This is a genomic window from Kordia sp. (assembly GCF_965283645.1).
GTDB lineage: Bacteria > Bacteroidota > Bacteroidia > Flavobacteriales > Flavobacteriaceae > Kordia.
Genome location: NZ_CBDIPG010000001.1, coordinates 5421689 through 5444222, shown reverse-complemented (window position 1 = coordinate 5444222; position 22534 = coordinate 5421689). Strand labels below are relative to the sequence as shown.

At 31.9% G+C, this 22534-nt stretch carries 19 protein-coding genes; 9 read left to right on the top strand and 10 right to left on the bottom strand.

All coding sequences use genetic code 11. From position 1 onward, the window contains the following. Window positions 1–39: 39 nt before the first annotated feature. From ACQ654_RS23925 to ACQ654_RS23895, 7 genes are all read right to left on the bottom strand, one after another. On the bottom strand, window positions 40–1713 hold the full coding sequence (locus tag ACQ654_RS23925; RefSeq protein WP_430412864.1) for an ATP-dependent nuclease: 1674 nt from the start codon (window positions 1711–1713) through the stop codon (window positions 40–42). Then, a complete protein-coding gene (locus ACQ654_RS23920; RefSeq protein ID WP_430412863.1) occupies window positions 1700–3061 on the bottom strand; it encodes a restriction endonuclease subunit S in 1362 nt (453 codons plus the stop codon). The genes ACQ654_RS23925 and ACQ654_RS23920 overlap by 14 nt, the downstream gene beginning before the upstream one ends. A 3-nt stretch (window positions 3062–3064) precedes the next feature. Then, on the bottom strand, window positions 3065–5239 hold the full coding sequence (locus tag ACQ654_RS23915; protein ID WP_430412862.1) for an N-6 DNA methylase: 2175 nt from the start codon (window positions 5237–5239) through the stop codon (window positions 3065–3067). 150 nt (window positions 5240–5389) lie between these two features. Further along, window positions 5390–6442 (bottom strand): protein rep, encoded by a 1053-nt coding sequence (locus ACQ654_RS23910; RefSeq protein ID WP_430412861.1) that lies wholly within the window; start codon window positions 6440–6442, stop codon window positions 5390–5392. A gap of 21 nt (window positions 6443–6463) precedes the next feature. Next, window positions 6464–6745: a helix-turn-helix domain-containing protein gene (locus tag ACQ654_RS23905; protein ID WP_430412860.1), complete on the bottom strand. Its 282-nt coding sequence runs from the start codon at window positions 6743–6745 to the stop codon at window positions 6464–6466. Between the two features lie 106 nt (window positions 6746–6851). Next, a complete protein-coding gene (locus tag ACQ654_RS23900) occupies window positions 6852–7913 on the bottom strand; it encodes a hypothetical protein (protein ID WP_430412859.1) in 1062 nt (353 codons plus the stop codon). Then, on the bottom strand, window positions 7914–9188 hold the full coding sequence (locus tag ACQ654_RS23895; protein ID WP_430412858.1) for a tyrosine-type recombinase/integrase: 1275 nt from the start codon (window positions 9186–9188) through the stop codon (window positions 7914–7916). 581 nt (window positions 9189–9769) lie between these two features. Here ACQ654_RS23895 and ACQ654_RS23890 point away from each other — a divergent pair. The 5 genes from ACQ654_RS23890 to ACQ654_RS23870 all read left to right on the top strand — a co-directional run bounded on the left by ACQ654_RS23890 (window position 9770) and on the right by ACQ654_RS23870 (window position 11887). Next, window positions 9770–10009 (top strand): hypothetical protein, encoded by a 240-nt coding sequence (locus ACQ654_RS23890; protein ID WP_430412857.1) that lies wholly within the window; start codon window positions 9770–9772, stop codon window positions 10007–10009. 48 nt (window positions 10010–10057) lie between these two features. Further along, window positions 10058–10303: a hypothetical protein gene (locus ACQ654_RS23885; protein WP_430412856.1), complete on the top strand. Its 246-nt coding sequence runs from the start codon at window positions 10058–10060 to the stop codon at window positions 10301–10303. A gap of 106 nt (window positions 10304–10409) precedes the next feature. After that, a complete protein-coding gene (locus ACQ654_RS23880) occupies window positions 10410–10550 on the top strand; it encodes a hypothetical protein (protein ID WP_430412855.1) in 141 nt (46 codons plus the stop codon). 161 nt (window positions 10551–10711) lie between these two features. After that, window positions 10712–10963, top strand: a complete 252-nt coding sequence (locus ACQ654_RS23875) for a hypothetical protein (protein WP_430412854.1) — start codon at window positions 10712–10714, stop codon at window positions 10961–10963. Window positions 10964–11332: 369 nt separating this feature from the next. Then, window positions 11333–11887, top strand: a complete 555-nt coding sequence (locus ACQ654_RS23870; protein WP_430412853.1) for a JAB domain-containing protein — start codon at window positions 11333–11335, stop codon at window positions 11885–11887. Between the two features lie 71 nt (window positions 11888–11958). Here the strand turns inward: ACQ654_RS23870 and ACQ654_RS23865 are convergent, their stop codons facing one another. From ACQ654_RS23865 to ACQ654_RS23855, 3 genes are all read right to left on the bottom strand, one after another. After that, complete coding sequence (locus ACQ654_RS23865; RefSeq protein ID WP_430412852.1) at window positions 11959–15873, bottom strand: Eco57I restriction-modification methylase domain-containing protein; 3915 nt, start codon at window positions 15871–15873, stop codon at window positions 11959–11961. Between the two features lie 249 nt (window positions 15874–16122). Then, the gene (locus tag ACQ654_RS23860; protein ID WP_430412851.1) at window positions 16123–16887 is read right to left on the bottom strand and encodes a DUF6261 family protein; all 765 of its coding nucleotides are present in this window, start codon (window positions 16885–16887) and stop codon (window positions 16123–16125) included. A gap of 686 nt (window positions 16888–17573) precedes the next feature. Continuing rightward, window positions 17574–18077, bottom strand: coding sequence for a putative phage abortive infection protein (locus tag ACQ654_RS23855; RefSeq protein ID WP_430412850.1), 504 nt, complete (start codon window positions 18075–18077; stop codon window positions 17574–17576). A gap of 110 nt (window positions 18078–18187) precedes the next feature. On the opposite strand from ACQ654_RS23855, the gene ACQ654_RS23850 reads away from it, so the two are divergent. The 4 genes from ACQ654_RS23850 to ACQ654_RS23835 all read left to right on the top strand — a co-directional run bounded on the left by ACQ654_RS23850 (window position 18188) and on the right by ACQ654_RS23835 (window position 22485). Continuing rightward, window positions 18188–18757, top strand: coding sequence for a hypothetical protein (locus ACQ654_RS23850; RefSeq protein ID WP_430412849.1), 570 nt, complete (start codon window positions 18188–18190; stop codon window positions 18755–18757). Between the two features lie 31 nt (window positions 18758–18788). Further along, window positions 18789–19589 carry a hypothetical protein gene (locus ACQ654_RS23845; RefSeq protein WP_430412848.1) on the top strand — a complete coding sequence of 267 codons (801 nt, stop codon included), beginning with the start codon at window positions 18789–18791 and terminating at the stop codon, window positions 19587–19589. Window positions 19590–19918: 329 nt separating this feature from the next. Continuing rightward, the gene (locus tag ACQ654_RS23840) at window positions 19919–22123 is read left to right on the top strand and encodes a PAS domain S-box protein (RefSeq protein WP_430412847.1); all 2205 of its coding nucleotides are present in this window, start codon (window positions 19919–19921) and stop codon (window positions 22121–22123) included. Continuing rightward, a complete protein-coding gene (locus ACQ654_RS23835; protein WP_430412846.1) occupies window positions 22114–22485 on the top strand; it encodes a response regulator in 372 nt (123 codons plus the stop codon). The genes ACQ654_RS23840 and ACQ654_RS23835 overlap by 10 nt, the downstream gene beginning before the upstream one ends. Window positions 22486–22534 lie beyond the last annotated feature (49 nt).

The following is a 22534-nucleotide window of genomic DNA, read 5'->3' as shown; positions in this document are numbered from 1 at the left end:
ATGTTTTTAAAATAAAGGGGAAATGTTAAGAATATTTATTTAGTCTGCTTTGATTTCTAATATCATATCAAATAACTTTTTAAATCCTTCAAAATCGGTTGCATCAAAATTTTTACATTCTTCTGCAAATTCCGCTTTCTTAAATTTAGGTTTCAGATCTTTAAATGAATTAAAACCATTAAACATAAAATCACGACATTTTTCTATTGGAAAATAATCTTCTATTTCAAAATTTGAATATGTAAAACCATCTTTTTTGGGTATCAAGCGAATTTCAATATCTTTTACTTTGCCACCTGTAAATTGATCATTAGTTCCCTGAAAGTTTAAAAGTTTATCTGACTTTATGATTTTTGAACCTGCTGTATCTCTGTCAAATAAAGCTATAATTGTTTGTCCTTCTTTTGCAGGGAATTTGTCTGAAAGATTCTTTAAAACTTCAGGATCACTTCCTCCCATATATAGAAAGTTAAACTCTAAGGCTGAATATTCTGGGTTTGTTGGTTTAAGCTTTTCTAATGCAGTTTCAATATAGGTTTCATCAGTTTTTCCTTCAACAATTAAAATATCTGTATTTGAATTAAGTAAAATGATTTTTTGAGCATCAGACATTGAACTACCAGAAATATCGTCTAAGATTTCAGATTTTTCTTTTCCTTTAATTTCTCCATTTTCTAGAAATACTAAATGTTCATCAAAAACATTCATTAGAGTAGGTGAGTGCGTTGTTAAAATAGATTCTCTCTCTGAATTCTCTATCATTTCCTTAATTTGCTTTTTATGAGCAATATGAATATGAGAGTCTGGCTCGTCTAAAAGAACTAAACTTTTATCATCTGCTAAAACTTCCATCACCAGTTTTAGCAATATTTTTTTCTTTTCCCCTTCACTAAAAGAATTTGTTTTTGTACCATTACTAAAAGTTAAATCAATATTGGTTATTAATTTATTGCTTTCTGCTTTAGGAAGATAAGAGACACTTAAAAACTTATACATTCTAATTGCAGATTCATAATCTGCAAGCTCTTTGAAATCATCTAGATTAACAGAAATGGAATCTTGTTTATTAGATAGTTTGCCAACAAAACTTAGGGTTTCGTTAGTGTTAATTTTTGCAAATTTGTTTACGTTTTCTAGATTGAATGTTATGTCAATTGTTTCTAAAGTAATATCTCCTATAATTTCAGATAAATCTAAATCATTTGCGAGCATAACTAATAAGGCAATATCCCAATAATACTTATTGATATAAAGCATTTGTTGCGAGCTTTCAATGTTTTTGGTATTACCAATAATTGCAGTATTATAATTTAGATAGAAACTCTCGTAATATTCTTTCCATAGTCTTAATTCTTCTCCACTATACAAAGCAACTAATTGACTTGGTAAATATCGTTGTGTATTAGCTTGTGTAATATTACCATCTTGATTTGAAGTTATAGTAAACGTATTGTCTGCAAATATTACTTTCATTTCGTGATTGGTTTCTGCAACATTGATTGAATAATCTAATTCAAAATCGAAATCTACACGTTTTGAAGTGTCAGTTATTAGATAAAGACTTTTGAATATTCCGCTAATTGCTTCTATAATATTACTCTTACCGCAACCATTATTCCCAATTAAAACGGTCATTCCATTTTTACCTGAAAAATCTAATTCGAAATTATTTAGATTTTTGAATTGGTTAATTTTTAAACTAATTAGCTTCATTAAATATCTCTTTTATGAATTCTTGAATTGCTCTATCTCTGCTTAAAGAATAATCTTCTTTTAATTTAATTAAGGAACTTTTATAATCAGAAAAGGTTGAAATAATTTCATTCTGTATTTCTAATGATGGTACTGGAATTTTAAAACTATATAGTAATTCTGAGTTCAAATTATTGATGTTTGATCCAAAAATTTTAGAACTCAAATACTCATTAAAAATTGAAGAATTTAATACTATGTTGAGAAACTCGGGAAGTAATTCTGAACTTTGTATTCTAATTGCACCCATAAAACCACCAAAAAAATAATTTGTGTTTTTTTCTATGTAAGCAACTTTCCCAATATGCTTTTTTGAACCACTTGCTAGGCATATAAAAATATCATCTTGTTTCAATCTTTTCTCATCAGAGAACTGTTCATTAAATGATATGGTTTTAATATCTTCTAGATTCAAAGTATTATCTAAATTGATATTATTAGCTCTTAAAACTTTATAACCTTCTCCATTTGTTTCACTACTTTTTTTATAGGTTACTCCTCTAATTAATTGACAGAACTTCTTTAAAGGTTCAAGTTTATAATATTCAGACTTAAAAAAGTCTTGTTCTAATAGAAGCTTGTTAACTCCCCAAGTTTGTAAATTTTTAAATGAAACAAAGTCAAGTATTTTGTTTTTTCTATTATTTTTTATAAAGGTTAATCCAAGATTTTTAAATAATTCTTGCTCTTGATTCTTTGATGAACTATGAATTTTATTTTTAATTTCCTTGGACAACTCTATTTCATTCCTATATTTTTCAAGAATTTTTAATTGTCTTTCAATAGTTGGTAAAGGTATCTTAACATCTAAAAATTTAGTTTCATCAATACGTTGCCTTCCTGTAGTACCAGAACTTGCGCTTTGAGCAAATTTTTGAAACTGTTCAGTTGTTGTTATTAATACCAGAAATAGAGGATCTATTTTAGTTTCGTCAATATCGTAAGCAAAGAAATCTGCTGTTATTATCGCTCCATCAACTTCATCCGTTGCAATTCCAAATGCTCCATTTCGAGCATCAATTTTAGACAATAAAAAATGTCCTTTTTTAATTAAAAACTGTTTCTTAGTACCAATATTTTTACCAATTTCGGTATTTCTTAACTTTACACCTTTATTATATAAACGAATAGTAACACGTTTATAAACGGTTTCATCTTCTATTTCTATTCTAGTCTTATTTCTAGTCAAGAAATTACCAATTCTAACCAATGGAAACTCTTCATTATAGTCAAAATCGTTTGCCAGTAAATGTGCAACACTCCAATTGGAAAGATTTTTATATGATATAGTTTTTAAAATCGTATTCATAAATTAATTCCAAAGTTTATTTTTAATACGATAATCTGTGTAGAGTTTTAAAAGCTCTGGTAATTGATCTTCTCCTTTTGCTCCAGTAGTTGTAATACCTGCTTTTTGAATGTCGGAAATAGGAACTTCATAATCAAACTGTTCTCTTATAATTTCTTTGATTTCAATTTGAATTTTAGATTTTAATACTTTTAATTCTTCTCTAACAATTTTCTTTTCCGTTGATGTTAAAGCCTCTTTTCCTTTTAATTTTAGTTTCTTTTCTAAAGGTTCAACTTTGTTTTTGTACTTTTCGTTTATCTTTTTATCAGCATCATCACAAATTTTCGTGTATTCTTCTTGTTCTTCTTTCGTGAATTTCTTTAAGAAAACTAAACTTGTTTTTACTGTTGCTCCACTACTTACAAAAACGTCTTGAGGTAAGGAGACAAGTAGAAGTATTTTTGCTCTACCTTCATAATACTCTCTAGCAGTTTGCAAATTAGAACTGTTCAAAACTCCTTCTGGAAGAACAACACCTAATCTTCCACCAGGTTTTAATAAATCTAAACATCTTTCAATAAATAGAACTTCAGTTGCTCCCGAAGTTTTACCTGTGTCAAATAGTCCTCTAATTGATTCTCCTACATTATTTGTAACCAGTTTTAGTTCTTCTTCATAAGCTTTCCCATATTCTTTGAGATACCTGTTTATAACTGCTTGATTAGTATATTTATCGGAATTTTCTACAACTGGTGAATCCTTTTTTAAGTTAGTTCCAAATGGTGGGTTTGTAATTATTACGTCAAATCGATTTCTAAAAATCCCATTTACATTTAATAAACCATCATTATGATGAATTCCATTATGACCATCTCCGTGCATAATCATATTCATTTTTGAAACTCTTGCCATTCTTGGGTTTGCATCAGTTCCAAAAATAGATTTGCGTGATAAAAATTGGATTCTAGCTTCTTCTTCTTTATTAACCTTACTTAAAAAAGTTTCGTATTGTTTTTTTAGTTTTTCATCATCAATATTTTCTAAATCATCACCAAAAATTTCTTTTTGTTTCTCTGTTTTTAGTTTAATGTATTCTACTTCAATTTGCTCTTTAATAGTTTCAAAACATTTAATTAAAAATCCACCACTTCCAGCACAAGGGTCGCAAACGAGCTCTCTTTCTTTAGGATCTAATAAGTGAACTATAAAGTCAACAATAACTCTAGGCGTAAAAAATTGTCCTAATTCACCTCTAAAAGTTCTTCCTAAAAACTTTTCAAAAGCAATTCCTTTAACGTCAGAGCTAGTACTTGTTAAATTGTATATTTCTAATTCCTTTACAATTTGCTCGAAACTACTTTCTCTTAGTTTGATTTTTTCATTTTCTTCAAAAATCCCATCTTCCTCAAATTTACTTTTAACCTCTTTAAAAAGGCTTTGCATATATGATGGAATTTCTTGTGTTAAAAGTTTTTTGATTTTTAAGTCTTGTTTCTCAGCTTCTTCAAACTCACCTGACTTAATCAGTTTTGCTTTTACTTTTTCTTCCCATTTCACTTCATTTTCTATTTCCTTTTCAAACTTTTTAATATAGGTTTCTTTTAGCTGTTCAAATTGTTTGAGCGAGAAAATAGCTTCTTGTTTAGGGTTTCTTTCATACATTATTTTAACGAAAAGAATTTTACTTATTTCATCAAATGATTCTGCTGGTCCAAGTTTATCATTATTTCTAATGATATTATGACATTTATGCAGTAGTCTTGCAAATTCATTTCCAGTAAACTCTTTAGTTTTTGCTAATACTTTTTCAAGTTTTTCAGAGTCGTAAATATCTTTGGCTAAAGGAATATCATTTACAGGTTGAAGTTTTAATGGAAGTTCTTCTTCTATTGTTTTATAAACTTGTAATTCATTTCCATTACTCACAGCAAATAATTTTGCTCTACTCCAAGTTGCATAATTATAACCTTGATAACAATCTTCAACTTTTAGTTTTAAATTATTGGCTTTAAGCTCAACAACAAGAAAAGCAGTTTTCTTTTTCTTTTTTTCTTCTTCACTTTTCCAGATAACTAGATCTGCACTTGCTCGACCAGTTCCTCTAACAGAAGTTGTAAGTTTTACCTCTTGATCCATTTGCTTTAATGAATAACCGTAATCATTGACTAGTTTACAAATAAATTCTTGTCTTACCAATTCTTCTGGTTGGTTTAGCAACCACTTTTTTGTTAATGGCGCATATATTTTATTACCTTTTTTTTCTAATTGTAAACTCATAAATTCAATTCTTCAAATGCTAAAAAATTTCTGACTTTTCAAATATAGAAAAACTAATAGTATTTGTAACTAGTAGAGTTCAGTATCTATACATTCAGAAAGCAAATATTGTAAATCAATAGGCATTGAATAGCCTGTTAAACATTCGCCTGTATCGGTGTTAATCCAGTCGGTTGCGTTGGGGGCAAACTGCCAAATCTTATAATTTTCAACCGTGCGTACATTTGCTTCTTTGGTTTCCTGTGGAGGTAAGTTAAACCCAAAACGATCAAAGATGCGTTTTCCTTTCATTGCTTCGTTTATGTTATCCATAGCACGCGCATATATTTTTAAGTCCTTTTTTTCGCGCTTCTTTTCGTTTGGGTTCGGCTCTGTAAATACCTTAGTACCGTATTTAATCGTTTCTATTAAGTCACGTTCTAAGTTTTCAACTTCTCTGAAGTGTTGTGCTTTCTTTGTACAATGAAACTGTCCGTTTCTGTTCCATTGTTTGCGCCATTCCTGTATCAAATAAAGTGCGGTTTCCCTGTTCGGCACGATAATATGATAATGTGGATTATATGTTTTCTTTTGTGGGTTAAAATTACATTCTAAAGACCTAATTCCTATTAACCTCATCTTTGCACCGCGTTGGTGTCGCTTTCTGCATCTATCGTTTATTTTTGTGAAAGCCTTTTTCATTCCATGCACCCATAATTTCAATTTTTGTGCCTTTACAGCTTTTACGGTTAAGGTCACGAAATACGGGTTTTCCCAATTTTTCAATACAGGGTAATAGGTGTTTATCTTATCCGCTTTGCGTATGGCATTGCAAATGGTACAGAAACGCGTTTTGCAGTAATTGGCGTGTAGTCTGTTATTGTGTTGTATAATTTTTGTACAGCAATGATAAGTATTCCAATATGATTGCGCACGCTCCAAATCTCCCTTTTCTTTTGCTATATCTACAAGGCTTAATAACATTGCACGGGAAATTGTTTTTCGTTTCGCTCTGTTTAGTAGTGATTCGTTACCTATCATTTCCGTGCCGTTGCCCGCTATCTGTACACTTTGAGGTTTTTTGTCCTCATTTGCTGTCACGCTTTGTGCTAATGTATTGAATTGCTTCGCTGAATTTTCCATATCGTTTGGCTTTTTCAGCGATTAACTGCGCTTATATTTGAGTGATTTTACTTCTTTTAGAGAAGCTTCTAATTCTGCACGATTAATGAGTAAAATACGCCCAACTTTTTGTGCGTTGATAAATCCTTTTTTGATGTAAGCGTGTACGGATTGTGTAGAAACTTTTAGATATTCTGCTGTTTCTTTTACAGTAAGATGTTCATTTTTTTCTTCTTCTTCTTTTGGTGTATTGAGTTCTAAAAGAATGCTTTCAATACTAGATAATCGTTGATTGATTACCTCGAATGGGTTGTTGTGTTCCATATCTATATGCTTTATTTTGGATAAAATTATATAGATGCGAAATCAATTTATCATTTCTTAATAGCAACGTCTGCAACGTTGCAAAAGTTGTCAATATTAAGATGTATTATAATATATCTTTAAATAGTGAAGTATATGTATAGTTTGTAGATTTCTCATTCTCATAATCGTCTTTAAATCCATCTGACGACCTACTATAAGTACTCTTATTCATTTTAATTCCAAATTCATATTCTAGGTAATTATAAACTGCTTTCGGGCTTGGTTTAAAATATTGTTTAATTTCTAATACTACACAAAGCGCAATTATAGTTTGCTTGGTTTTAAGTTCTTTAGTTTCTGTGAATACCCAATTTAAAACGCCTTTATTTTCAGCAATGAAACCATTATTTTTTAATGTTTTGATTGCTTTTTTATAGATTTCTTTTGATTTGAATAGGTTTATGAAACTGTAATCGTTTTTATTAGTTTTGTTAGATTGATTTTTACTTTCTTTAACAACGAAATGTCTATTTTTATTTATCTCTATTTGTTCACTAAAAAAACCCTGTTGAAAAGGTTTGTATTCAAAATCCTCTCGTTCAAAAAATTTATCTTCCCTTACTTCTTTATTCAAATTATTTAATGTTTCATTTGATACTTTTATGTTTTCTACAGGGTCAGATTTTTTAAACACTTCTGCAATAGCATTCAAATTTGCATTCACACAATAGCGAACTATTATGTCTTGGTCATAATACATTGCACCTTTTCCCATAATAAAATGAAAGCACGTAAAAAACTGCTTTGTAAGATCAAATAAAACTTTCTTATCCTCAAATATAAATTGATTACTCAAAACAATTTCAACAAACTGTGAGCCAGCTAATGCAAAAGAGCCATACATTTGAATTATGTGATATTCGCAGTAACATTTTAAACTATAATCTTTTTTATCAAAACAAAGATTACATTTATTTTGAGTTTCTTTTGGAAGGGATTTATGTAAAAATTGAAACAGTTTTTTATTATAAGCTTCAAATATTTTTTCATCAACTAAAAATTCTTTTATCCAATCTAAATAGCTTTTTACATTTTTATGATCTTCAAATATTTTTTCTCCGACATCTAGTTTTATTAGTTTAAAATTAGTCGGTGTTTCAATTCCTATTAACTTTTTCTCTTTCATTTAATTCACTTTTTTAAGTTGTGCATTTTCCATTTTCCAAACGTTCTGCATAAAATCCTTTCTTTCGTCATTGTTAGGCTTGTAGTACTTATTAAAAACCTCTAAGCTTTTATGTCCTGTATAACTCATGATTACCTTATCGGGAATTTTTTTATTTTTCATTATGGTTATAAAGCTTCTACGGGCGGTATGTGAACTTATACGTTCGTATAATGGGTTGATTTGCTCAATGATTTTTTTTCCAACTTTTATAGTTTTCTTTGTGTGTTCATCATAACCAATAAGTTTGAATACTTCTTTTATGTAATCGTTGAATTTTTGATTTGATAATTTAGGTAGCTTGTAATCATATTTTTTTAACACATACATTGAAAAATCATTCAAGGGAACTTCCAAAGCTTTATCCGTATTCTTTTGATCTCTAACTTTTATAAAACTGCCTTGAATGTCGTTTTTATTTACTTTGGAATAGTTGCTATAACGCATACCCGTAGCACAACCAAAAACAAACAAATCACGTACTTTTTCTAGTCGCTCGTTTTTTGTTAGATCGTATCCAAATATTTCTTGTACTTGGTCTAAAGTAAGTGCAACCTCATCCGTTTGTTGTGCTTTGGGTGCTTTGAACTTTTGGAAGTCTGTTTTATAGGTATAACCGTTTTCTAATGACCAATAAAGAAACGTTTTGAATAAGCCTACATTTCTTCTTACAGTATTTGCTGAATGTTTCTTTTGATTGATACAAAAGTCAATAAGTGAATTGTAGAAAGTTTTATTAATTTGATTGAAATGAATTTTCTTTTTTAGATATGTTTCAAAATCAATCAACAGTTTTTTATTATACTCATATCGTTTTATAGTAGTTTGAGAATTTGCATCTTCTGTATAATCGTTTTTCTTTTCAGTAAGAAATATATCATACACTTCAAAAAACTTGCTCGCTATTGATTTTGTGCGTTTAAATTCTGTATCAAAATCACTTCGTATGTCTGAAATGATGAGGTCACGCCTTGTCAATTTATAATTTTGAACCAAATCAACATAAAAACTACTATAACGGTCTAATTGTCGCTTTAAAACCCTGTGCTTATTGCCTTTTTCGGTTTTATCTTGTAAATGTTTTGGTTGTCTGTTATCGAAGTCCCAATCCTTTGGGTTGACAGTTTCGCCCGTAGAATAGACAAATTTTCGTCCTTCATTTTTGATGTATGCAGAAAATAATATCGAAGTTTCCTTGTTATCATTGGGTTTTCTTAAAAAGAATGTACTTTTCATCTTCTAATTTTGAGTTGACAGTATCGTTGACAGTAAATGTACTATTTAATAGTATTTTAAGATAATACCTACGTATGGACTTATCAACTAAGTTATTGACAATTAGAAGTTTAATATAATTCAGATATGTTAAAATGTCAAGGTTCAAATACCTCTTTCTCCGCTTAGAAAACCGAAACGAAAGTTTCGGTTTTTTGCTTTATAACTAATTGGTTTACTTCTCAATGCTTAATGTTACGAACCAAAAACGTATAGTTATAACTGCATCTCAACTCCGCTCAATGTAACAGTTGCTGGTTGTCGGTTACAATACTGTTACATTTTACATGTAGCGTTTGCATTTTGTATTTCTATTGATTTGTTATTCGAAGCTTATATTTAAAACGCAACATTTAACATTCCAAGAATCTCAATACTCAATACTTACACCTAAATACTAAAGAAATACATAACCTTCTCATTCACAAATAGTAAACATTAGTTTTACGGTAAAACCGTAGTTATTAGTTAGGTTTTCTTTATACCTTTTTAAATGAAAACTATAATTACCTAAAAAGAACCTTTTTTAAAACTTCACAATCATGAAAAAAAAGAACCTAAAAAGCTTACACGTCAAAAAAGCAACTATTTCTAATTTGAATATGTACACTATTTCTGGAGGTACTGATATTTTTATCACTTCTATTATTCGTACCATTCCTATTCCGCAGGCTACGGCAACAACATGTTCTAAATACATGGAGTGTGATTCTATTGCGGCATGTACTGCCCATGTGTGTAAAACAAATGAATTTGATACGGAAACGCGTCCTATTTGTTAAAATACTACCAAGTAAAATCTAATTAAAACCTTTTAAAACTTCTCAATTATGAAAAAAAAGAATCTAAAAAGTTTACACTTAACAAAGTCAACAATTTCTAGTTTAACTGCCAAAACTCTTACTGGTGGAACGGACGTTATTACTATTATCATTCGCACCACAGATTATGCAACGGTAGGCGGTTGTTCAAAATTGGCGGTATGTGATTCTGAAGGAATTTGCCCTGTAGGTGTTCCAAAAACTAGGTTTGTAGATATTGATACAAAACCTGCTTCCGCTTGTATGCATGGATAGTCCGTGTACACACACGTACGTATTTTTAAGTAATTAATGATAACTCGTACGCGTTCATCCTACTATTTGTTTACATTTTATCATTATTAATTTAAACCATTGTAGTATGAAAAAGCAACATTTAAAAGTGCTAACGTTAAACAAAAAGGCAATTTCAACATTGGACACTTCGCGTGTTAAAGGAAGAGGATATTCACATTCCAACGCGCAAAATGGTACGCGAGAACATTGCTGTTATCCGTTATAACTAACAAAGCGAGCTTCGGCTCGCTTTTTTCTTGCAATTATTTTTCTTTCCTACACGTTTTACAACTTTAACACATTCAATTACTGTTAAATAAGGTATTTCCGTAACAAAACATTGATGCTTTGTAGTACTTTTTCAACTATAACTTTAATCTATACAAAATGAAAAAAAAGCAACTACACGGACTATCATTAAACAAAAAATTAATTGTAAACCTTAGCAGCAAAGTTGGCGGCAACAACCAAGTACCTGCACCAACACTCTATGCAGGTTGTGTAGACACCAATGCGGCGTGTGTGAGCGGCTTGTGTGCTACTGGCGTACAATGTGAACTAGACAGCTTTTTGTGTACAAATTTCTGTTCTCGGTTTAACTGTCCACCACTAGCAACTACTATTGCCCCAATTTGTTAACGAAGCAACTACTTAGGTATGAGTTGTAGTTTTTGGGTAGCTATTAAATTTTAATTTATTTTGTACGTACTCCTAAATTACGACTCATATACTTTTTTTATTTGTTTACACTAAGCCGCCGAAGTATTTATTAGGTTTTCAAGTAGCTCAAATAACACTTTAAAACTACCAAACATCCAAAACTCAAAACCAAACTCCGTAATAACCAACCACATTTTTAACTCCGCTTCATGCAAACACTTAATGTGCTACCAACTTATATTTTTGTAGTATATTTAAAACAATAACACGTATATTTGAATTATGAACGTACGACTGACCTCAGCACAGAAAATACAAGTCCTTAATGCGTATGATATATACAGCGTAATGCAACAAATTTTACTGCGTCAGAATAAAATTAGAAGAGCGCAGGAACATTTTTGGGTAGTTGGGCTTGCTACCGACAATACTATTCTGTTTATTGAACTTATTGCTATTGGTGCACAAAACCGCGTAAATGTGAATCCGCCCGATGTGTTCCGTATGGGCATTTACAAACTAGCCGTAAAAATGATTTTGGTACACAACCATCCGAGTGGAAACTTAAAACCGTCTCACACGGACAAAGATTTTACCGATCATATGCTAAAGGTTGGAAAACTGATTAATATTGATGTGGTTGATCATTTAATAATTACCGAAAGTGGCTTTACCAGCTTTAAAGATAAAGGCATTATGGACAAACTCCGCAAAAACGGACTCTACGAAGTAAAAGACCGCGAAAGCGAAGCCATGAAGGAAATGAAATTACGTATTGAACGTGATAAGGCGGAGAGAGAAAAGGCTATGGATATTGCGCGTAAGATGAAAGCTGACGGTGTTGATATTGATACGATTAAAAAGTATACGGGTTTGTATGTTCGGGATATTAAGAAGGCGTAGGTTTTCAGTTTTTTTTAATCTACACTATACTATTTTACTATTTTTAAATTATCAGAAAAATTGCAAAAAGCTTACGAAGCTTCTACAATGGCAATTTCTTCTTCCGTAAGTTCATAGAGTTTGTACACCATTTGGTCAATTTGTTTGTCGGTAGCATTTATTAGTGTTTGTAGTTCTTGTGCTTCTTTTTGCTTGGTTTCAAACAATGTTAACCATTCAAACTCATCACTTTTTGTCAATACGGCAATGAGTTCTTTTTCTTCTTTGGCTCTTAGTTTATTAGTTGATTTTATAGCTTTGTTGAGTTCTTTTATAAAGTCGCCAAAAGAAAGTTGATGCCAGTTTTGGAGTTTTTTGGAGAGTTTTTCGAGTTGGAATTTGTGTTTTAGATAGGTTTGGAATTTGATATTCAAAATAGAATATTCATTATTGTTTTTTAGCTGTTCATCACTAAAAACTATTAGTTCTTTTTCTATTTTCATCAAATGTTTGTGTATTGGAATTTTTTCTACTGATGGTCTTCTAAAGTCTAAATATCCTCCTTGTAAAGTTGTACAGTTATTTTTTAAGAAGAAGAAAGTCAATGAACTATTTAAAAAAGCTAATAAACTTTTACTTCCCGAGCTAATGAAAAAATTATTATCTGACAAACTAAATTCTCCTGTCTCATCTAAAAAAAAGTTACACTTGTTATTTATTCTTGGATAAATAATTTTGGGTTCGGAAAGTAAATGCGAATTTTTACTTCCATACCTACTTAAACACCACCAATTAAATCTTCCTTGTTTTACCTCAGGTCTTTTTTCCAATTTAATTTTATGAGATAGTAAATATTCTTTTAATTCATCATTAGTATCTAAATCATAATCCCAATCAATGAATAATAGATATAAACTTTGAAATTCAGCTCTATATCTTTTAACTTCTTTTCCAGTAAAGATTTTTCTTAAAACACTTGAAGACGTAATTTGATTCTTAATTTCTTCAGAGACTATAAAAACATCATTGCAACCAGTTGAAACTCCTCTGAAAATCTTATCACTAACGACTTCTTTCAAAGGAACAGATTTAGATTTTATTTTATTAAATAATGCACTAACATTTATATTAGAAAAACTCCACTCTTTATCAGTTAAAGAACTAAATGATACTTCTTGTTTTTTTAATTCTAATAAGGCAATAGGATCAACCGTATTTTCTCTTTTATTTATTTCAGAATAAAGAAATGTATTATTGATATTATTTTTCTTCTTATTAAGAATGTAAATAATAGGATATGTTGTAGCATCAGCAAAAACAGGATAATCATCAAAGTCAAATAGTAATTCTAAATTTGCTTCTTCTTTTATAACTTTCCTTATGTTTTTACCATACGTAGCTTTTAAAAATTTATTAGGTAAAATAAAAGAGAATAAACCTTTTTCATTCATCAAATTAATTCCTTTTTCTATAAAGTATGTGTACAAATCAGCAATACTATTATAACATTTGTAGTTTTTCTCTAAATATGGTTTTACTTCTTTAAACAACTCCTGTCTTACATAAGGCGGGTTTCCAATCACCACATCAAAACCGCCTGTATATTCGGTTGTAAAGGCATCACTAACACTACAACACATTTCCGTAATTGTTTTTTGTACAGCTTTGCTATGCTTGGGCAACTCGTGCTTGCTACGATTGGTTTGTATATACTTTAAGGTATTGTGCAGTTGCTCTTCCGTAGTAATCTCTTTGGGTGCGCTGTACTTTTGTTGCCACAGTGGTTTACGTTTCTTTTTACGCAAGGGAGCATGCAAGTTTCGCAAGGGTGCATGCTCCCTTGTAATACTATCTGCATCTTCATTTCTATTTCGCAAGGGAGCATGCTCCCTTGTAATATCTACATGCTCCCTTGTAATATCTGCATCATATCTTGTGTTGTTTACGTGCTTTGCCGTAATGGATTTTATTTTTTGCATAATGGCAGGAATCGCCTCTAGTTCACACACCAACAATAGGTGTATATGATCGGCACATATGTTATACGCCAACAGATTGAGTTTGTCTTCTGCTACTATAGTTGCAATGGTTTGGCTAATGAGCAAATCGTCTTCCGGTGTAAAGTAAATTACATTTGGGTACGGATTTGTGCCTAAGTCTCTGCGTTCTCTAACTTTATATTTTACCATGCGAGCGGACGTACGACTGTCATGTATTGCCGTAGTAATGTGATAGGCTTTTTTGTTTTTCTCCCGAAATACTTGTGGAAACTCAGTTTCCCAATGAAATGCTTTGCTACCTGCTACCGTTTTGCTATCTATTAAACTATTACCACATTTTATATTGCTACTAAGGTCGTTTAGTTTACGGCGTGGTTGTGCGGTTCGTAACCATAACGATAGTTTTGCAATTTCTACCGATTCTTCATTGAGGTCTACACCATATATGTTGTTTTCTAATACGGTGTTTTCAATGTCACTAAACACAATAGTGCCACCTAATATTTTGGCTTTGAGTTCGTTAATGTAGTTGTGTTCGGCAATTAAAAAATCTAATGCTTGGTTTAAAAACGCACCACTACCACAAGCAGGATCGCAAATTGTGAGTTGTAATAACCATTCGCGGTAAGCATCAAGAATGGCTACTAGTTTTTGTATGGTGGTTTTGTTTCGGTTTTTACGTCCTTTGTAATATTCCTCCTCTTTAAGATGTAATTCGGCTTTCTTTTCCTCGCAAAGTTTACCAATGGTGTTTTCTACAATGTATTTGGTAATGTATTTTGGAGTGTAAAACACACCATCTTTTTTGCGCTTGCTTTTTTGTTTGTCAAAATCTGCACCTTCAATTTCGGCATTGATACTTTCAATTTCATTTAATGAGTTTTCAAAGATGTGCCCAAGTATATTAACATCAACCTGACTGTCAAAATCGTACCTAGCCAACTTGTAGGTATATGTATGTAATAAATTGTCATCAATTTCTAAGGAGTCAAGGATGGTATCTTGTTTAAACAATCCACCATTGTACGCATATATTTCCGCTTTTTTATCTGTTCCTTTTCTTCCTTCATCAAGATATTTAAAATAGAGTTTAAAACGCTTGTATAGCGGCACTACCTCATCTAGTTCTTTTAGTCTGTTCCAGTCTTCAAGAATTTTCATTGTTAAATTTGGGGGCAACAAATCTCTATCTTCTGCAAAAAATATAAACAGAAACCGATCTATTAACTTTTGCGACTTTTTAAACAGCGTCAATTTTACATTCTTTTCCAGTCGTAAGTATTCCGCAGCGGTTTCTTCTTCCGTGGCGTTTGTATTGGCTGTAAATTCTTCGTATGATATATTTTTGAGTCGCTTGCCATTACGCTTTACCAAGTCGCGGTACAACTCACGCTTAAATAATGAATAGTCTTTGTAAAAATCTTTTGTGATTTGTTCTTCTTCTTGTATAGAAGCTTCTTTAATTTTTAACGGAACATTTAAAAGGATGTTATCTTTATGTAAACACAGATACAATAATGCAAAACGTTCTTCTGTAAGTTTAAATAAGTTGAATTCTTCAAACTCAGTTGCATCATTTATATAAAATCGTAATTTTTCAAAGTTAGATGTAATGACGTACACACATCCTTTTTGATTTGCTTTGTAGTCAAACGCTTGGCGTCTTATGCTTTCTAAGTCTTTCGTTTTAGTTCCTTTTAATTCTATCACGCCAATGGCATTGTCTTCTTTTAAAATTGCCCCATCTGCTTTGCGTGCATTATTTTGATTTTTATATTCGGCTACTAAGTTAAAGTCCTTATTTGGCTTTAGTGTATAGTTTAGTACGTTGACAAAAAGTTCCGTAAGAAATAATCCTTGATATTGTTCCTCTTTGGTATGGCGTATGTTTTCTTGTATGGCAGGCGATAAAAAGTATTTTGCATACTTTTTATATGCTTTTTGAAGCTGTGTAAAGTTTTGTTGTTTAAGATATGTATTTACTACTGATTTTTGATATAATGCCATGCTATACTGCTACGTTTGTAAGAATTTTAAAAATAGTAACTTCTTTGATAATTAGCTTACGGAATTGCACATTTTTTTAATTAACATAAAAAACACAAGCCAAACTAATACCTTAAGATATACAAAATACAATACTACAGTATATGTGATTATAACTTTTACGGAAACCCGTAAACATTATAAACAAAAAAACCACCCAAAAAGTTAAGCAACTAATATGGGTGGCATATAAAAAATGTCTATTAAAATTTAAACATCATTTGTATCGGTAGTATCGTCCGACGACTCTTCATTAGCAATGGCATCTGCATCTCCAGCACTTAACCGAGCATTTACCGTTACGTTATACTGCTTTGCCAGCGTACCAATACGGTTTACCAAATCTTGATGCATGGCATTGCTTCCCAAAGTAGCATGTGCTTCCATATGGGCTACTAACTGTTTGTAAGCACTTGTACCATCTTCACGAATAGCCGTAAAACTTGTGGCGGGCGTATCGGCTTCCTCATACACACGTGCTATATAGCGGGCGTTAAAAGTAGCATTGGCAGTCTTAAGTTCGGCTATCCAATCTGCTAATTGTACCGTGGTAACAGCGGCAATCAAATTGGTTTCGGTTTCCCAATCGGACAACATACTATCAATCACGGCGGTTTCGGCTTGGTAATTCATACGCGGAATATTAGTTCCGTAATTATTCAAATTGAACAATAAACTACGTGCCGCCGACTGCAAGCTTTCATCATAATGATATCCAAAAGATTCTAAACTAGCCTTGATTCCCATAAAAGCTTTATCGCGTCGGGTATCCAAGTCAATGAGTTCTTGGGTAATGCCACTACTTTGCTCCTGCTGAAACAAGTTGTCCATTACATTGGCAAGTGTAGCAAGCGCATCACGTTGTTTGGTAAGTTGTAATGCGTCAACATCGGTATCGTTGACAATTTCTAATACATCTTTCATGTATTGTAAAAATTCGCTATTTCTGTAGCGTGAAAATACGGGTATCTCCATAATAATCGGTTTTAATGATTTGACAATATTTTAACATTTTTTAAGCATTTCATTGCATAATTCGTAATAAAAAGCCGTTGGAAACCTTCTCGCAGTAATGCAGGGAGCTTTCCAACGCGTTTGGAAGCGTCTCGCAGACGTGCAGGAAGCTTTCCGACGCGTTTGAAACGTTCTCGCAACCCTGCAACAAGCTTCCAAACGTGTTTGAAACGTTCTCGCAGGGCTGCAACAGGCTTTCCAACGGATTTGAAAGCGTCTCGCAGACGTGCGGCAAGCTTTCCTTTACTTGCAAAAGCATATTGTGATCCTGTCTCATGGTGTGAAACTCGAAAAATATTTTGAAAAATGCACTACAGTTTTTATAAGCGTTGAAAATACTTCATAAGCGTTGAGTAATTGGGTTATTGGAAAGAAAGAATTGAGAAGTAAGAAAATAGATTTTTCTTTATAAAAAGATTATTCCTCAAAAGGAACTATAATTTGCCAAAAACCAGCATACTAAAAATGTTAATTTTCAACTTGTAAAGTATCCTTGTTTTTGCAGTAAAACGGTTTTATATCAAAGTTTTGGATGCTAGTGATGTAAGCCTTTGCAATTAAATAGGTGATACGCCGAAATAAACGTTCTGAAATTCAAAAAAATCAATGGGAACAGTTTTTACAACTGTATTCTATTGTAGGAATGATTACGTAGTAACTTTTTTAAAATACTCCGAAGGTGTTTCTATATACTTTAAACGTTCTTCGGGTAAGTCGGCAATCATATTATAATCAGCTTTAAGATATTGTTCCCATTCAGGCGCATGATCCATTCTAAAATGATAGTATAACATTATTTGCTCAGCGGCTGAGAGTTGCGAACGCAATGTTTTTAGATACTCTTGTACTTGTGCTTTGTTTAGTAAATTGCCTTCTTGCTGTACTACATATGTTACTGTACTAAACAAATGCCTGTAATAATGTCCTAGGTTAAATTCGTGTCCGGTAAATGGTTTGTATTTTACATATAAACGAATAATGCGTTTACTTTCAGGATTTCCTTTCTCTTTCCACCTTCCATAAAATACATTTTTTTGTCCGCTAGACTTTTTGTGATCTTTTCGTTTCAAATTAAAATCATCCTTAACTTTTTGTATGTAAGCCTCATCATCAATTCCTTTAAAAACTTTTTTATAATCAGAGTTAATCATATATAAAACATTAGGTAAAGTATACACACTATCTTCTAAATATCCCTACTCTTGGGTATTACTTCGTGTATGTATAGGAATTAGTTTTACACTAACAAATTATTAGAGTTATGGAAACAGTTGATATTATAAAATCATTTAAACAAGGAGGAGAAGGCAATTGTGTGTCTATTGCTATCATAAAAGCTGGAATACAAGTATTTGGAATCAACAAAATATTTATACATCAATGGGAAGGCGATAATTGTAAAATATTGATGAAAGATGATTACACACTAAACATTACAAAGGAAGAACTAGCATTAGCTATAGAAGGCTCAAAATTCATTGTATTAAACAATCAGGAAATTTTTGAATACGCCAATCTATGTTTTGCTGCAATGGCAAAAAGAGCGCAAACTGAAGAAAACGATGACACTCCAAATATGACGTATGCCGAAGCCATAGAAACCTTAAACGACGGAGAATGGTACACGCATGGTGCAGATTGGTTAGGACTACGGTACAATGTGAAAAATATAAAAAGACGAGGCATTTGGAGATACAAAGGCGTTGTGGGTGCATCCCGAAAACATTGCTTTTTTGCTTCTGAAGGAAAAGAAGACCAATACGGAACTGTAGATACTATAGGAGTGTTTGAAAGAAGGTTTTGTAAATGGTTTAGAGTTATAGAATTATAGAATTATCATACATATTAATAATCCATACATTATGAAAATAAGTAAAAAGTACACAAGAGAATTATATCGAAATTTTAAATATCTAGCTACTTGGGAACCAAATGTTCCGTTAGAATTGGGAGATATTGGCGTTTTGAAAGGAAAAGAGTTTACCCGAATCGGAAATATTAAAAGTGACTTGGGGATCGACTTTGAAGTTAGAGAAGATACAACACCTGGAAGTGTAAAGTACGTCTCCAAAAGTGGAGTTTCATTCACTGCCAAAGCTTCAGGAACTGTTCCACCAACAGGTAGTACACTAGAAAAAACAGATTTAGGATTCAACATCTCGTTCTCAAAGGAGAAAGCCATATTTTTTGAAGCAGAAGGAACTTATAATCACAGTATAAAAAGTTCAATAACACTCGGAAAAGAAATTCTAAAACTATATGATGCTAAAAAATGGGATAAAGATTGGGTTGTTATTACAGAATTGATGAAAGCCGATAGTTCTACAATTTTAATTTCTTTAGGTAGAAAAGGTTCTGTAGATATTAAAGTAAATGCTGAGACTGAAGTAACAAGTAAAAATATGAGAGTAACCAACCCATCGTTAGACTTAAGTGTTAGTTTTTTTAATAACGTATCCGCTGAAATAATTGCTGAAAAAGGATTGACGCCTCTTTTTAAAGTGTCCAAAGTGAAAAAACCATTCCTTGGCGCTCCTATATTTAAAGCTAACAAAACAATGGTAACCTTAGGAAATAATAAAAATGCCTTAAAAATGCCAGATGATGATTTACTAGAATTCTCCGAAATCACTTTTGATGAAGATGGTGATTTAGAAGTATAGAAATACACATACATACAGTAAAAAGACAACTCATAAAGTATTTTGTGAGTTGTCTTTTTGTTGAATATGGTTTGCGCAGTAATACATTTCATTTTTTCGATTATTGAAAAGAAAAACTCCACATTTAAAATTTAACCTTCCACATATATACTTTCGTTGGCAGCGCAACAGCAAAGTAAGTGCTTACTAAAAATGTACATTAAATACTTACCCTGAACGAAATTGAAGTACTGTAAAAGTGAAGACCATCACAATAATTAAAAGGTCAAAAACGAATTCAATTCAAATGATTTTCATACATTTAATAACCTAAATTAACCAACCCATTAATGCACACGAATAAGTTACAATCGAGTGTCTTAGAAAAATCGAGTCTATTCCTCATTATACTTGATCCCAAAGGCAACATTCAGCATATAAACACACATGCTGAAAAACGTTTTAATGTTGCTAATGAAATTGTAATTGGCAAATCAATCTTAAATTTTGTCCTTGATAGTTGTAAAGTAACGCTTCAAAATATTTTAAACTCTATTACTGATACAAAAGGCGTTCACCATCAATACCTAAAGTTTTGTACAACCACAGAAGATGGTGTATTGACCTTAAAACTCGATTTTGTTTTGGACAATGGATATATTTATGCAATAGGTTCAGAAACTACCAAGCAAGAAAAAGAGCGTCAGGTATTTATGGCTGTTTCAAAATTTGGCGATATAGCTACGTGGTATTACAACCCAACAACTACGGAATTCTATTGGTCTAACGAGTGCTATAACATGCACGGCATTGATCCGAATGATCCTGAGAGAGAGACGAAACGACAAAACTCATATCAAGATAAAAACAAAGATCGTATCCGTGAACACATTACAACACTCATCAACACGAAAAAATCATTTGATTTTATTAAAGTAAATGATAAAAAAGATGACGAAACACGCTATTTCCGAATTATGGCTGCACCTGTAATTCATAATGGTACAGTTATTTTTGTAAATGGAATTGTGGTAGATATAACGGAAACACAAACCTATATAGAACAACTAAAATATAGTGAAGAAACTAAAAAGCTTGCGCTAAAAGGAATTCGATCTGGCTTGTTCGATCATATCATCGGTACCAATATGGTATACTACAGTCCGTCCTTCAGAAAAATGCTAGGGCTTTCACTAAAAGAAGATTTTGTGCCTGAAGAAGATTTCAGAAAAATGATTCATCCTGAAGATGTAAATGAAGCCAATGCACGACACATAAGCAATCTTAAAAAAAACGATCCACATTACTTCAATCACTATCGATTGCGGCATTTAGATGGGGAATATCGTTTTTATGAAGTCTACGGCTATTTTAAAAAAGATGCTGACGGTACAGTAAGTCGCATGATTGGAAACCTAATTGATGTAAACAAACGGAAGCTACATGAACAACTCATACTAAAAAATCAACGTCGTTTGCAAGCCATGGTAAACAATGGGTTTCTATACACATTTCTACTAAATAAAGAGGGCGAAATATTACTGACCGACAAAGCATCAGTTGCCATTATAGAGAAAGACTTTAAAGTAAATCCAAATACAACCAATTGCCGTTTTATTGATGTATTGCCGCTCAACTTTAAAAATACATTTGCCGATTCGTTCAATGAAGCCTTAAAAGGAAACACAACTCGCAAAGAGTTGGAACGTATTACCAATGAAGGAAACTCGCAATGGTTAGAAATAAAATATACGCCCGTTTTTAACGAAGAACGAAACGTAACTTCAGTGCTAATTGGCATATTAGATGTTTCGGAACGGAAAATGGCAGAACTTGCCATAAAAGATGCACATGTAAAAGAGCAAGAACTCAACAGTCTCAAAACAAACATATTTGCCAACTTTAGTCACGAAATACGTACGCCGCTTAATGGTATTATGGCAATAAGTAATTTGCTCATTACTGAAGAAGACGAAACTGAACGCGAAAAACTATTACATTACCTTACTGAAAGTAAAGATCGCTTGCTGGAAACCATCAATAACCTATCTAATTTTAGTGAAGTTGAAGCCATAAAATCGAATATTGATGTCACTATTTGCGATTTAAATTTTATTGTAGAAAGTTCATACCGAGAATTTGACCATTTGGCAGAAGGCAAACAACTAAATTACAAACTACTCTTAGATGAAAATCAGCCAAAAGTTAACATTGATAAAGAACTCTTTCGAACGGCTTTCAACAACATCATTCACAATGCAATAAAATATACACATACTGGCGACATTACAATTCATATTTATACCGACAAAGCACAAGAAAACGCATACATATCTGTAAAAGATACAGGTATTGGAATAGAAGAAGCAAATCTTACTAAAATATTCGATCCGTTTGTACAAGAAAGTATTGGGCTAAGTCGTAAATACGAAGGCACAGGTATTGGTTTAAGTGTATCCAAACGATATATAGAAATCTTAGATGGTAGCATCACCGTAAAAAGTGAAGTTGTAAAAGGTTCGGAATTCATCATAAAACTTCCTGTATGCCATTAAAAATTTTATACGTAGAAGACAACAAAGTCAATGCTATGGTAATGGATAAAATGTTATCTAAAAATGATACTGCCATTATAATTGCTGAAAACGGAAAACAAGCCATTGATATTGCGCTAGAAAACAAACTCGATTTAATTCTGCTCGATATCAACTTAGGCAAAAACCAAATGGACGGATGCGAAGTCCTCAAAAAACTACAAGAACTAAAAATTGCCCATGCAACACCCGTATTTGCTGTAACTGCTTATGCTATGCCTGACGATGAAAAACGCTTTAAAAACATTGGGTTTGACAACTACTTCTCCAAACCAGTTGACTTCCCACTACTACGCTCAGAAATAGACAAACTAAAACTTTAATACTACTTGAAGGTTTGTTGATGTGTTCTGTACTCACAACCCAAAACCG